The following is a 13,640-nucleotide window of genomic DNA, read 5'->3' as shown; positions in this document are numbered from 1 at the left end:
GCGGGCCAAGCCCGAAGACGGCGGCTTGCATTGCCGGGTGCGCGCGTTTGATCGAACGCCAGAAATCCACCAACGCCAACGATTGGGCAATCTGTTCGACCGCATCGGGCAGCGGGACTGCCAAGCCATCCGCGCAGCCGGCCAGACCAGTGAGCCGCCGTTTCAGGCCGTCCACGGCCCACGTGCCACCAGCGCGGTCACTGGCAAGTCGGTTCGGAAATCCGGTACGAGGGTGGCGCGCCCCGGACCGGCGCGCGCGACCACCAATGCCAGCGGGGCATTGACGCGGCGTTCGCTGAACACCGCGTCGGCAGCATCGAGCATCTGCCAGACAGCGCAACGCGGCATCGGGGCGAGCGGTCGTCATGCCGGCATGATCGGACAACGTTGTCCTGTCATCTCAGAGACCGTCTGCCGCTGGGTGCAGCGCTCCGACCGAGGTTCGAGGTCAGCCGGTGTTCTGCACGCCTTGCGAAACCCCATTGACGCAGGCTACCAAGGCGCGCAACAGCTCTTCGTCTTCACCATCGGTGGCGCGCCAGCGTTGCAGCAGATCCACCTGCAGCACGCTGATCGGGTCGATGTAGGGATTGCGCAAACGGATCGACAACGCCAGCCGCGGGTCGTGCTGCAACAGCGACTGTTGTTGCAGCAGCGCCTTCACCCAGCCCTTGGTCACCGCCAGTTCGTCGCGAATCAGCGGGAAAAACCGCGTGTGCAGGTCGCCGGACAAGCGCGAGAACAACTCGGCGATGTTCAGATCGCCCTTGGACAACACCATGGCGATATCGTCCAGGAAGGTGCGGAAGAACGGCCAGTCCTGCGCCATTTCGCGCAAGGTGTCTTCATGCCCGGCATCCACCGCCGCCTGCAGACCACTGCCCACCCCGTACCAGCCCGGAATCACCGCACGCGCCTGGCTCCACGCAAACACCCACGGAATCGCGCGCAGATTCGACAACGCGGCATCCTGGCCCAGCCGGCGCGAGGGCCGCGAGCCCAGCGTCATGCGCTCGATCACATCGATCGGCGTGGCCAGGCGGAAGTACTGCATGAAGTCCGGCGCACCGACGAAGGCGCGGTAGGCCACCGTGCTGCGCTCGGCCACCAGATCCATCACCGGGCGCCAGCGCGCCTCGCGCGGCTCGGGCGCACGCGGGCGCAGGCTCGAGAGCAGCACTGCGCCGGTCATCTGCTCCAGCGAGCGCAACGCCAATGCACGGATGCCGTACTTGCGGTGGATCACCTCGCCCTGCTCGGTGACGCGCAGGCGGCCATCGACGCTGCCGCGCGGTGCGGCATCCAGCGCGCGGCTGGTCTTGCCACCACCGCGTGCGATCGAACCGCCGCGGCCGTGGAAAAACGTCAACCGCACGCCCAGATCGGCAGCGGCTTCCAGCAGTTCCACCTGCGCGCGTTGCAGGCCCCAGCGCGAGGCGGCAATGCCGCCGTCCTTGCCGCTGTCCGAATAGCCCAGCATCACCATCTGCGTATCGCCGCGCGCAGCCAGATGCTGGCGATACACCGGGTCGGCCAGCAGGTCCTGCACGGTGCCGGTGCCGCCGCGCAGATCGTCCACGGTTTCGAACAGCGGCACGATATCCAGCGGCACCGCGCCGGCGTCGTCGACCAAGCCGCCACGCCGCGCCAGTGCCAGCACGGTCAACACGTCGGCGCGGTTGTGCGCCATTGAGATGATGTAGCTGCCCAGTGCATCGGCGCCATGGCGGGTACGTGCATCGGCAAGCGCGGCAAATACCGCATCCAACCGTGCATTGCCTTCATCGTCCAAGCGCGGCAAGGGCTCCTGCCCTGCGGCATACGGGCCGAGCACGGCAGCGCGCTGGGTGGCTTCCTGCGCGTCCCAGTCGGTCTGGCCAAGGGTATCGGCCACCGCGCGCGCATGCACGCTCGATTCCTGGCGCACGTCCAGCCGCGCCAGATGGAACCCGAAGCTACGCACGCGCCACAACAGCCGTCGTACCGCGAACCACCCAGCATGTAGGCCCTTGTTGGCCTGCAGGCTGTCCAGAATCAACTGCAGATCATGTTCGAGCTCCGATGGAGCCGCATAGGCGCCTTCGGCATCGTCCACGGTGGCTTGCAGCCGTGCGCGCATCAGGTCGTTGAGCAAGCGGTACGCCATGTCGCCATGGCGCGGGCGCGAACGCGCGGCGGCCTCGGGCAGCAGCGCGCGATAGCGTTCCAGCTGTGCGGTGAGTTCGGGGCTGACCTGCACCAGCGTGGTCGACTGGCTGAGCAGGCTGGCCAGCTGCCAGAGTTCTTTTTGATAGCGGTCCAGCACCGCGCGCCGCTGCGCGTCCAGCGTGCCGGCGATGGTGTTGGCATCCACATTGGGATTGCCGTCCATGTCGCCGCCCACCCAGGTGCCGAAACGCAGCAGGCGCGGCAGGGCCTGCACGCTGCCGTAGGTTTGTTCGATGGCGTGTTCCAGCGTTTCGTACATCACCGGGATGATGCGGTAGAGCACCTGGGTGAGATAGAAGCCCACATGCTCGCGCTCGTCGTCCACGGTGGGACGCACCGGCGAGGAATCGGCGGTCTGCCACGATGCGGTCAAGGCCATGCGGAAGCGCGCGGCATCGCTGGCGCGTTCGTTGGGCGTGCGCATGCCGTCCAGGTTGTCCACCAGGCTGGCGACCATCAGCTGCTCTTTTTCCAGCAGCGCGCGCCGCACCGCCTCGGTGGGATGTGCGGTGAACACCGGCTCCACATCGATGCGCGGCAACCACTGGCTGAGTTCGTCCAGGGTCACGCCCTGCGCCTTGAGCCGGCGCAATGCGTCGTGCAGGCCATCGGGCTGCGGCGTGTCGGTGCCGCTGCGCTGGTATTCGCGGCGGCGGCGGATGCGATGCACGCGCTCGGCGATATTGACTACCTGGAAATAGGTGCTGAAGGCGCGCACCAGCGCTTCGGCGTCGCGCGGCTCGCGCCCGATGAGTTGTTCGCTCAGCGTGGAGGGTGGTGCATCGCTTTCGCGGCGCGAAATGGCGGTGGTGCGCACGCGTTCGATTTCATCGAGGAATTCCGCAGAGACCTGCTCGGCGAGCAGATCACCCACCAGTGCACCGAGCCGACGCACATCGTCGCGCAAGGCAAGATCGGGGGTAGCGAACACAAGACTGCTGCGGTACTCGTTCATCGGAAACGCACACCCTCTTCAAGCGCAAAGTCGTCGAAGACTAACCCAAAAGGATTAGAGGGTTGCGACGCACAGGACGGTTTCACAGCGAACCATCCTGCACCAAGTGCCACCCACGTTCGTGCACGCCATTGGAATCCGTCGCCCGGCGCCGGCACGCAATGCGACCTCGCGCAACCGAGCACTGCCAGGCGTTACCGGCAACGCGTCATCGCGCCCGGGTGCGCTCCCACGTGCAATGCGATGATCCGGGTTGCCTTCGCACCCCATAGCGCGCGACCACGATCAACGCTTGGACGGCACTGCAGCCTGCGCGGGATCGCCGACAGTGGTCTTCAACCACTGCTCGCTTTCGGCCAGCATCTGCATGATCGATTGCCGCGCACGGTAGACGTGCGATTCGTTGGGCAACAGTACCAGGCGCGCAGTGCCGCCCAGGCCCTTGATCGCGGCGAACATGCGTTCGCTCTGGATCGGGAAGGTGCCGGTATTGTTGTCGTCCTGGCCGTGGATCAGCAGCAGCGGGTCCTTGATCTTGTCGGCGTAATTGAATGGCGACATCGCCTGGTAGACCGATTGCGCCTGCCAGTAGTTGCGTTCTTCGGCCTGGAAACCGAACGGGGTGAGGGTGCGGTTGTAGGCGCCGCTGCGTGCGATGCCGGCCTTGAACAGGCGCGTGTGCGCAAGCAGGTTGGCTGTCATGAAGGCACCGTAGGAATGCCCGCCGATGGCGATGTGCTGCCGGTCGGTGACGCCACGCCGCACCACTTCGTCCACGGCCGCCTGCGCATCGGCGATCAGCTGCGACACATAGGTGTCGTTGGGTTCGGCATCGCCTTCGCCGACGATCGGCATGGTCGGGGTGTTGAGCACCAAGTAGCCGATCGCCAGAAACGCCTGCGGCCCCCAGTAACTGATCGCGTTGAAACGGTACGGCGAGTCGGAGACCTGGCTGGCGGTGTCGGCGCTTTTGAATTCGCCCGGGTAGGCCCACATCAGCAGCGGCCGTGGGCCGTCGCGCTTGGGGTCGTAACCGGGCGGCAGCAATAGCGTGGCGGTGAGGTCCACGCCGTCGGCACGCGTGTAGCGGATCTGCTCCTTCTGCACGCCGCGCAACTGCGGCAATGGATGCGCGAAGTGCGTCAAGGCACGCGGTGCAGGGGCCGCATCGCCCAGCGACTGCACGACATAATTGGCCGGTTCCTCCGGCGATTCGCGGCTGAGCAGCAGTTGCGTAGCCTGCGCATCCAGCAAGGCCAGCGGTGCCGAATAGGTCGGCGCCTGCGAGTGGAACAACCGCGTGGCCTGCTTGCTGCGCAGATCGAATCGATCGACGAAGGGGCGGTCGCCTTCCGGTGAGGCGCCCTTGCCGAACAGGAACAGGCTGTTGCCATCGCTGCTGGTCTGCAGCAGCGGGCGACCCTTGCCGTCGGCCAGCGTCACCGGCGTGCCCGGGTCCTTGTAGCGGTCCTGCGAAGAACGGTCCCACAACAGCTCGGGCGCGCGTCGCGGTTGATCCGGTGCGATGCGCCATTGTCTGGTGCGGCGGGTCTTCCACCAGCTTTCGCTCACGATCGCCAAGTCGCCGCGGCCCCATTGAATGCCTTCAAAACGGCTGCCCAGCTGCGCCAGCGTCACCGGTGCGCGGTTGAACGGTGCGGCCTGCAGCCGCACCGCATCACGGACCTTGCTCTCGCGTGCCGGGTCGCCACCGTCCTGCGCTTCGGCCCACACCAGCGTGGCAGGTGCATCATGCCGCCAGGCGATGTCGCGCACGCCGGTCGGCACCGCATCGTTACCGGTCGGCAGGCCTTCCACCAGCGGCAGCTGCGCGATCTGGCGCACCAGTTTGCCCTGCAGGTCCAGCACCTCGATGCGGCGCGCGAAGTTGTCTACCGGCACCAGATACGAGAACGGCCGCTCGCTGCGTTCGCTCAGGATGTAACGGCCATCCGGCGACACCGAAAGGTTGAGATAGATGCCCGGTGCGGCGATCGGGCGTACCTGCCCGGCCACCGTGACGATGATCGGCTGGCCGGTGGCGTAGTACTCGAACACGCGCGCATCGGCTTCGTTGCGCAACAGGTCCTGATACGTGGGCAGCGAGCGCACCCCGGCAGCCGCACTGGTCTGCTGGGTCGCCGGGCCGGTCGGCGTCGCGTCGCGGGTCGGCGGCGCACCCTGCCCTGCCACCTGTTGCTGCAACAGCAGGCCACTGCCATCGGGCAACCAACGTAAGTCGTCGTTGACACTGATGTTCAAGCCAGCCACCAGCCACCGCGCCTGCCCGGCGGCCACGTCTACCAACCACAGCTCGTTGGCGCCGCTGGCAGCATCTTCGCGGCGAAACGCCAGATAACGTTGGTCGGGCGACCAGCTCAGATCGGCCAGCGACAACGGGGAGGGCAACCCGGCGATCTGCCGCTCGCTGCCGTCGGCCACCGCCAGCAGCCACAGCTTGCTGGCGAACGAAAAGCGGCTGGCCGCAAAGGTCTTCGGATGGATGCACAGGCCGGCCAGCTTCAGCTCCGGCTGGGCCACCTCGGCGATGTCCGGCAGTGCCGGCATTTGCAGCATCGCCGCCAAATCGCGCCTGGGCGAGAGCTGCAGCAGCGGCGCACGCGGGGCGTCCACCACCGCCTGCAGCGCCTTGGACGGCAGTTGGTAATTGCTGCCTGGCGCAGCGCCCGGTTGCACGACTGCCGCGCTGGTTGCTGCCGGGCTAGCCGCCCCGGCCGTCACTGGTGCGCTCAATGCCAGCGCCCCTGCGCCCCTGCCAACGCCCATGTGTGCTGCCGCCAGCCCTGCGCATCCTCTTTCTCTTGCATGATCCGTTCCCGATGATGACCGACCTGCGACCATAGCAGCCGCCTGTCGGCCGCTCCCATGCCGTTGGTAGGGGGTGGGCCGCAATTCATGCCGCGCGGGGGTGCTGCCGATATAATCGGGCCCTCTTGTCGAGGGGCGCTGCGACCGGTAGGGCGGACTGATCCGCTCACTGCACCACAGGTGCAGGCACACGGCCAGGCTCGACCAGCAGTTACCGTTCAACGGCGCCCGGCATTGCAGACATTCGTTTGCCTACCGGAGCCATTGCATGAACGCTGTCACAAAGATCACCCCGCACACCGACTACAAGATTGCCGATATCTCCCTGGCCGATTGGGGCCGCAAGGAGCTGGACATCGCCGAGCACGAAATGCCGGGCCTGATGTCGATCCGCCGCAAGCATGCGCAGACCAAGCCGCTGAAGGATGTGCGCATCACCGGCTCGCTGCACATGACCATCCAGACCGCGGTGCTGATCGAGACGCTCAAGGACATCGGCGCCGATGTGCGCTGGGCCTCGTGCAACATCTTCTCCACCCAGGACCACGCCGCCGCTGCGATCGCCGCGACCGGCACCCCCGTGTTCGCCTGGAAGGGCGAGACGCTGGAAGAGTACTGGGACTGCACCCTGGACGCGCTGACCTTCACCCTCCCCGACGGCACCCTCACCGGTCCCGAGCTGGTGGTGGACGACGGCGGCGACGTCACCCTGCTGATCCACAAGGGCTACGAGCTCGAAAACGGCAGCACCTGGGTCGACGAGCCGGCCTCCTCGCACGAAGAGGGCGTGATCAAGGCGCTGCTCAAGCGCGTGGCGGTCGAACGCCCGGGTTACTGGGCGCGTGTGGTCAAGGACTGGAAGGGCGTCTCCGAAGAGACCACCACCGGCGTGCACCGCCTGTACCAGATCGCCGAAGCCGGCAAGCTGCTGATCCCGGCCATCAACGTCAACGACTCGGTCACCAAGAGCAAGTTCGACAACCTCTACGGCTGCCGCGAATCGCTGGCCGATGGCCTCAAGCGCGCGATGGACGTGATGCTGGCCGGCAAGGTGGCCGTGGTCTGCGGCTACGGCGATGTGGGCAAGGGCAGTGCTGCCTCGCTGCGCGCCTATGGCGCCCGCGTGATCGTCACTGAAATCGACCCGATCTGCGCATTGCAGGCCTCGATGGAAGGCTTCGAAGTCAACACCATCGAATCCACCCTGGGCCGTGCCGACATCTATGTCACCACCACCGGCAACAAGGACATCATCACCGTCGAGCACCTGCAGGCGATGAAGGACCAGGCCATCGTCTGCAACATCGGCCACTTCGACAACGAGATCCAGGTCGATGCGCTCAAGGCACTGAAGGATGTGCAGAAGATCAACATCAAGCCGCAGGTGGACAAGTACGTGTTCCCCAACGGCAACGCGATCTTCCTGCTGGCCGACGGCCGCCTGGTGAACCTGGGCTGCGCCACCGGCCACCCGAGCTTCGTGATGTCCAACTCGTTCGCCAACCAGACACTGGCCCAGATCGACCTGTGGGAAAAGCGCGACACCTACGAAAAGAAGGTCTACATCCTGCCCAAGCACCTGGATGAAGAAGTTGCGCGTCTGCACCTGGAAAAGATCGGCGTGAAGCTGACCACCCTGACCAAGGACCAGGCCGACTACCTCGGCGTGGATGTGGCGGGACCGTACAAGCCGGATCATTACCGCTATTGATCCATCGGCGAGCCATCGCGATGCAAACAAAAACGGGCGCCGCAAGGCGCCCGTTTTTTGTGATCGGCGGGAACGTCGCTTGGCTGAGATGCCGTCCCACACCGGCATTACGTTGGCCTGCGCCTCACCGACGGCAGCCCGTACAGGCACCGCCGCGAAAATCCGCCTGCCGGACGAGCCGCCTTTCACCGCTTACAGTGAAACAGAACCAGTGCCTCGCTGCGTGGAAGTGTCTGCCAGTACGTATACCGAGATCTGGATGCGGCTGCGCGCATCATACGGCTCGCGGCCCCACCTTCCCCATCGCGTGTGTAGCCACAAACCGGCCATCTGGGCCATCAGGTCGAGCTCCGACGGCCACACATAACGTCGACGCTCGGAAAAGAGGCGCGTGCCGTCCTCGCTCAGAACGACCACCCGTTGATCGATGCGCTGTTGCACCGGATCGGGTTGCGAGCACACCAGCATCACGGCAGCGCCCTCGTGCTGCGACTCCGGGATGTCGAGTACCTGACTTATCTTTCCGTTGCCGTCGAACACTTCGGCGCCAGGTACCGCGGTCTGGATCACGAGTAGGCCATCGGGCGCAAGGCAACACGCGGCATTGACGACGCAGCGCAACTGCTCGGCCTGGGTGAGCAGGTAGCCAAACGCGTTCACCGCGTAGATCAGACCAAACCGCCCGCTCAATGGCATGTCGGCAAAATCGGCGCAGACCAGTTGCAACTGATCGCTGCCAGGTTTGGCGCGCAACGCGTCGAGCATTGCGCGCGCATTGTCGATGCCGGTCACTGGCACACCGTGGTGGGCCAAAGGCAGTGCGATACGTCCGCTGCCGATGCCCAGCCCAAGCGATGCAAGGCCTTCGGCCAGGTCGGCCAGGGTTTGCACGCACCGCTGCAACGCTTGCGTCGGCCAACGATCATGGAAGCTATCGTAAACGCCGCCATCCGATCATATTGGGAATTGCCAGGCATACGGCGCACTCGCGTTCGAAACGGATTCGGCGATGGTACGCGGCGATGCAGGCGCGAGCGTTCGCGGCCGACACAATGAGTCGAAATACTATGCCGTGACAGATTTGCGCAATCCGGTTTGACCAATGTGACCCATACCTAGTATATTGAAAATTGGTTACTGCTGAATACTTTTTTTACAAATGAGCATGCCGTTCACTTCGTTCGGCCTTTATGAGGAGATCGTTATGAAACGTCTTTTTCATGCTCTCTCGCGCTGGATCCAGTCCATCGGTGGCCGCAAGCTCGGGTACATCTACATCTACTAACTTCCACGCTGTCACGGGCAGAGGGGCCTCATCCTGTGACAGCGCGGCATCGCCTCCGATCCGCTCCGCGTCCGTAGCGCGCCGCCTGCATCGTCGTCAGTCACACTCAAATGCGCATGAATTCAGGTCGCAGGCACGCAATTCCCCCTGGTCCGGTTGGACACTGGGCATTCGGCAACCGCCGCCAGTTCTCTGAAGATCCCCTGGCATTTCTGCGATCGTGCACGTGCGCGCACGGCGACGTGGTCAGGGTCGCCAAACGCACGTATCTGCTCGCCGCACCGGCCACGATCGCGACGGTGTTGGGTGATGACGGGACGCTTTACGCCAAGACCGATCCTGACCCGGGCGCGCGGCGCGCTGCATTTCCCGCTTCGGTCATGAATAGCACTGGCGCAGTCTGGCGGCACAAGCGGCAGACGCTGCAGCCTGCATTTCGTGCCGCCTTGGTGCGCGACTCCGCAATGCAGGCATCGACTGCCACGCTGGCGCTTCTACGCGAACAGGGCGAGTGCGTCGCTGCACAGGATATGCGCATGCTGATGACCGAACTATGTGCGCAATTGGGCGCCGGCTTTCTCCTCGGCAATCCGGCACATGCACCGAACCTGCTGCGCATGCTGCCGATGGTCGATGCGATCCTGCAGCAGACGCGCCGTCAATCCCTGGTGGCGATGTGGTGGCCATCGGCGCATCAACAGCGCATGCGCCGCGCACGCGACGATCTCCACCTGGCGCTGGACCAAATTTTGATACGTGCCAGGCAGCAGCCACCCCACGCAGCATCGGTCCTGTCGCTGCTGTTGGCCGACGCTGCACAAGGTGACAGCGACTGGTGCCGCGACGAAGCGGCGGCGATGCTGATGTCCGCGTTGGAACCGATGGCGGCCGCACTGACCTGGACCTTGCTGCTACTGGCGCAGCATCCACATGTGGCGCAGCAGGTTACGCAGGAAGCGGACGGACTGGACGATGCTGATACCGCAACCGGCACCGGATTGCTCGACCGCTTACCGCACGCGCGGGCCTGCGTGAAAGAGGCCATGCGCCTGTATCCGCCGGCCTGGATGACCGCGCGGATTGCGCAACGCGACACCACCCTGGGCGGCTTCCACGTTCCAAGCGGCACCCAGCTGCTGATCAGCCCATGGGTGGTGCACCGCGACGAACGTCATTTCCCCGATCCCGAGGCTTTCCTGCCCGCCCGCTGGCTAGACGATACCGCCACGCACTCGCTGGCGCGCTACAGCTACTTCCCATTCGGCGGCGGCCCACGCAGCTGCATCGGCAGCATGCTGGCCCTCACCCAGATGACCGCGGTCATCGCCACCGTGTTGCGTGCGCGCAGCCTGCAATTGGCTGCCGATGCTTGCCCCACGCCTTTTCCCGCGCTCGTGTTGCGACCACTGGATGTGCGCATCGCACTGCGGCCACGACACGGCATCGCGTCTCGCTCAGGCACTGCCGCATGACCGATCCACACATTCGCAAAAAGATCAGGGAATATCCACATCGATTCTTCGATTCCAGCGTGTGGAACGATCTGTCCCTGCGCGAAGGAGATATCGTGATCGCCAGTTACGCCAAGGCCGGCACGACCTGGCTGCAGCAGATCGTGGCGCAACTGATCTTCAGCGGCGAAGCAGAGATCGATGTCTCGGCCATTTCACCCTGGGTCGACGGCGCTTATCCGGACAAGGCGACCAAGCTCGCGCTGCTGGACGCGCAGAGCCATCGACGCTTCATGAAGACGCACCTGCCAGCCGATGCACTGGTCACCAGCAGGCTGGCCAACTATCTGTATATCGGCCGCGATGGACGCGACATTGCGCTGAGTCTGTATGACCATCAATGCGCGGTAAGCCTGGATGCGCAGGCACGTCTGGACGCTGGCGGTGCCGAACCCGGCAAGCTGCGCGTGCTGCAGCCGCCGCAGATGACGCGCGATGCCTATGTGGCGCATTGGCTGGAACATGATGGAGCGCCGTTCTGGCCGTTATGGGAAGGCGTGCGTTCGCGGTGGGAGCGGCGTGAGGATGCGAACGTGCTGCACCTTCATTACAACGACCTGCTCGACGACCTGCCCGGCCAGATCGGCCGCATCGCCGCCTTTCTGGACATCCCGGTTACACCCGGCAAATGGAACACGATCGTGGCGCACTGCCGCTTCGACTATATGCGACAGCATGCAGCGCGGTACGTGCCTCAGGGCGCCGGCCTGTGGCGCGAAGGCGGCAGGGCGTTCTTCAACCAGGGGCGCAGCGGTCGCTGGCGCACTGCCCTGCCGGAGGCACTCAACCACGCATATGTGCAACGCGCAGATGCGGAACTCGGCGAAGACGCAGCGCAATGGCTGGCCCACGGCCAGGCGCGGACGTCGTGAGCCTGCAACTCATCGGCGCCGGTCTGGGCCGCACTGGCACCCTCTCCCTGAAGCTGGCGCTTGAGCGGCTCGGCGTGGGCCGCTGCTATCACGCGATGGAGTTGGCAGCGAATCTGCGTCAAGACCTGCAGCACTGGGAGGCGGCGATCGACGGGCACCCGGATTGGGATGCACTGTTCGCCGGCTATGCAGCGACCACCGACTACCCCGGCTGCTGCTTCTGGGAGGAACTGTCCGCGCACTTTCCGCACGCCAAGGTGATCCTGACCGTGCGCGACCCCGACGCGTGGTTCGACTCGGTCAGCGCGACGATCTTCTCCGGCGACGGCAGCGTGCCGTCGCTGTTTGGCGCCCATGGCCAACGCGTGAGCCACTTCCTGCGTCGCGACATCCAGGCACACCTCGGTGATCGTGCCTTCATGACCGATTACTTCCGTCGCTGGAACCAGAGCGTAATCGAGCGTGTACCACCGTCTCGCCTGTTGGTGCTCGACGCCGACGCCGACGCGCACTGGGAACGCCTGTGTACATTTCTCGATCTGCCAGTGCCGGCGCTGCCGTATCCCCGCGTCCATGCCCGCGGCGCCGGGAACGCGTCGGTGCGTCCGCTGCCAACGGAGCCGGCATTGATCGAATACCGCATGCGCAACTACCTGGAAAGGCTCGCCGAAGAGGCCTTCCTGCCGCCGACCGCCCTGTAACCGGCGCGACCCGCTTAGATCACGCCAGGCCAAACGCGGCGCCCAATGCGGCAAGCCGCAGGCTGCTGATGCGAATCAGGTCTGCGGCGACTGCACTGCAGCCATACGGCTGGGGTGAATCACGCCGGTAGCGCGTGGCGCTCGGCCATTGCATTGCTACCGAACTGCTCACCCACGCCAATTGGCATTGCGCTCCCAGAACGCGACGCTACGCCGATAGGCATCGCGGTCCAGCGGCGTGCCCGAGCCACCCTCTTCCACGCCCAAGGCATTGCGCAACATGGTGATCGGTGCCATCGGAATCTCGTCCGGCTCTGCGGTGTAGAGGCAACCGACCACACCCCAGTCTGCCTCGATGGGCGTGCCTTCCTTGGCCAACTGATCGTGGCTGTAGAGGATGGGCAGCAGATACGCGGCCACCGGTGGCTCGACACCTTCGAACCAACGCACCAACACGGCCAATTCCTGCGTGCTGCGCGCCTCGTAGCCGGAACGCAGCAGATGCCGGTTGTCATCGGTGACGGGAATGGCGAGGCAGCGGGTCGAGGTCCAGTTGCGGTGCACATGCAATTGGCAAAACGGCGCATAGCCCTCGATCACGCGTAGCGGCGCCTCGTCGTTGAGCCGCTGGATGAACTGCTCCGGCGTGCAGTCCTGGATGGCATTGCGACGCCCATCGCGCGGAAACAGGCGGGTGCGGGCGAACTGGGTCAAGACGATCGACATGAGCGGGTTATGCGGCGACAAAGAGCGCCAGGGTAGCGCGCAGGCGTTCGCACGACTACGTTGGATCACGGTCAGCCGACCGCGCGGCGATCAGACCACCCGAGTGGTTAGCATGGTTCCCGGCAGTCACCGAACACGCACCGACAACATGCAGGGACGCATCGCGCAGCGTGCCGCGCCTGCGGTGGCGCTGGATCCGTCCAGCAATCACCCGAAGCGATGGTTCGCCAGCGCTACCAGATCAAATCGTCCGGCACCTTGAACTGGCTGTAGTAGTCGTCATCGCTGTCGGCCACCGCCGGCGCGCTGTTGCGTCCGTGGTCCAGCACCACGGCATCGGCATCGCGGCTGTACACCTTGTCGGCGGCCGCGCGCGGAATCAGCTCAAAACCATCACCATGACGCACGATCACCAGCGCGCCGCTGGCCAGCTGGCTGCGCAGCGTCGTGTTCACCAGCACGCTGCGGATCACGCTGCCGTCGTTGAAGCGGTAGTCGATCTCGCCTTCGCGCTTGACCTTGTTGGTCTCCACGATCTGCCGCACCTGCGCGAGCACCTGCTGTCGGCGCACCTGCACGTTGCGCTCTTCGGCCAGCGCACGATCGCGCTCGGCACGCTCGGCCTGCAGGCGCGCCGCATCGACCTTGTCCGTCGCCGCCGGCTGCACCGCCGCGCCCTTGGCATGGCGCTGTTTGACCTGTTCGCGCGCAACCTTGTCCACCTGGGCCTTTTTCACCAGGCCGGCCTTGAGCAGCTGTTCTTGCAATGGATTGCGCATCGGGAGGCTGGGCAGTGGACTGGCGGCTAGTTTAACGCGGCCAGCGCCGGGCCATCGTCGCAG

Annotated in this window: 9 protein-coding genes, 1 pseudogene and 1 riboswitch; of the genes and pseudogenes, 4 read left to right on the top strand and 6 right to left on the bottom strand. The window is 65.1% G+C overall.

The window, feature by feature from the left end:
* Window positions 1-162: 162 nt before the first annotated feature.
* The 3 genes from XAXN_RS15000 to XAXN_RS14990 all read right to left on the bottom strand — a co-directional run bounded on the left by XAXN_RS15000 (window position 163) and on the right by XAXN_RS14990 (window position 5,950).
* Complete coding sequence (locus XAXN_RS15000; protein ID WP_164514253.1) at window positions 163-324, bottom strand: hypothetical protein; 162 nt, start codon at window positions 322-324, stop codon at window positions 163-165.
* A 124-nt stretch (window positions 325-448) separates the two neighbouring features.
* A complete protein-coding gene (gene ppc, locus XAXN_RS14995) occupies window positions 449-3,163 on the bottom strand; it encodes a phosphoenolpyruvate carboxylase (protein WP_054320138.1) in 2,715 nt (904 codons plus the stop codon).
* Between the two features lie 285 nt (window positions 3,164-3,448).
* Complete coding sequence (locus tag XAXN_RS14990; RefSeq protein WP_054320137.1) at window positions 3,449-5,950, bottom strand: S9 family peptidase; 2,502 nt, start codon at window positions 5,948-5,950, stop codon at window positions 3,449-3,451.
* A gap of 166 nt (window positions 5,951-6,116) precedes the next feature.
* Window positions 6,117-6,229: riboswitch (S-adenosyl-L-homocysteine riboswitch) on the top strand.
* 31 nt (window positions 6,230-6,260) lie between these two features.
* Between XAXN_RS14990 and ahcY the strand changes: the two genes are divergently transcribed.
* Window positions 6,261-7,703 (top strand): adenosylhomocysteinase, encoded by a 1,443-nt coding sequence (gene ahcY / locus XAXN_RS14985; protein ID WP_016851313.1) that lies wholly within the window; start codon window positions 6,261-6,263, stop codon window positions 7,701-7,703.
* Window positions 7,704-7,895: 192 nt separating this feature from the next.
* Here ahcY and XAXN_RS14980 read toward each other — a convergent pair.
* A pseudogene (locus tag XAXN_RS14980) lies at window positions 7,896-8,680 on the bottom strand (class I SAM-dependent DNA methyltransferase).
* A 424-nt stretch (window positions 8,681-9,104) separates the two neighbouring features.
* Here XAXN_RS14980 and XAXN_RS14975 point away from each other — a divergent pair.
* The 3 genes from XAXN_RS14975 to XAXN_RS14965 are packed head-to-tail and all read left to right on the top strand — an operon-like array spanning window position 9,105 to window position 12,072.
* Complete coding sequence (locus XAXN_RS14975; protein WP_134980247.1) at window positions 9,105-10,460, top strand: cytochrome P450; 1,356 nt, start codon at window positions 9,105-9,107, stop codon at window positions 10,458-10,460.
* Complete coding sequence (locus XAXN_RS14970; RefSeq protein WP_054320135.1) at window positions 10,457-11,371, top strand: sulfotransferase domain-containing protein; 915 nt, start codon at window positions 10,457-10,459, stop codon at window positions 11,369-11,371. Before XAXN_RS14975 ends, XAXN_RS14970 begins: the two co-directional genes overlap by 4 nt.
* A complete protein-coding gene (locus XAXN_RS14965; RefSeq protein WP_054320140.1) occupies window positions 11,368-12,072 on the top strand; it encodes a sulfotransferase family protein in 705 nt (234 codons plus the stop codon). Before XAXN_RS14970 ends, XAXN_RS14965 begins: the two co-directional genes overlap by 4 nt.
* Window positions 12,073-12,240: 168 nt before the next feature.
* On the opposite strand, the gene XAXN_RS14960 is transcribed toward XAXN_RS14965, so the two are convergent.
* Together XAXN_RS14960 and XAXN_RS14955 are read right to left on the bottom strand one after the other, a co-directional pair.
* Entirely contained in the window at window positions 12,241-12,798 is a 558-nt protein-coding gene (locus XAXN_RS14960; RefSeq protein ID WP_054320134.1) for a DUF3228 family protein, read from the bottom strand.
* A 233-nt stretch (window positions 12,799-13,031) separates the two neighbouring features.
* Complete coding sequence (locus XAXN_RS14955) at window positions 13,032-13,577, bottom strand: DUF2058 domain-containing protein (RefSeq protein ID WP_054320133.1); 546 nt, start codon at window positions 13,575-13,577, stop codon at window positions 13,032-13,034.
* Between the last annotated feature and the right edge of the window lie 63 nt (window positions 13,578-13,640).

The organism is Xanthomonas axonopodis (genome assembly GCF_001304695.1).
GTDB lineage: Bacteria > Pseudomonadota > Gammaproteobacteria > Xanthomonadales > Xanthomonadaceae > Xanthomonas > Xanthomonas axonopodis.
Note: the sequence above shows the minus strand (reverse complement) of the source record. Positions and strands in the feature narration are given on the sequence as shown.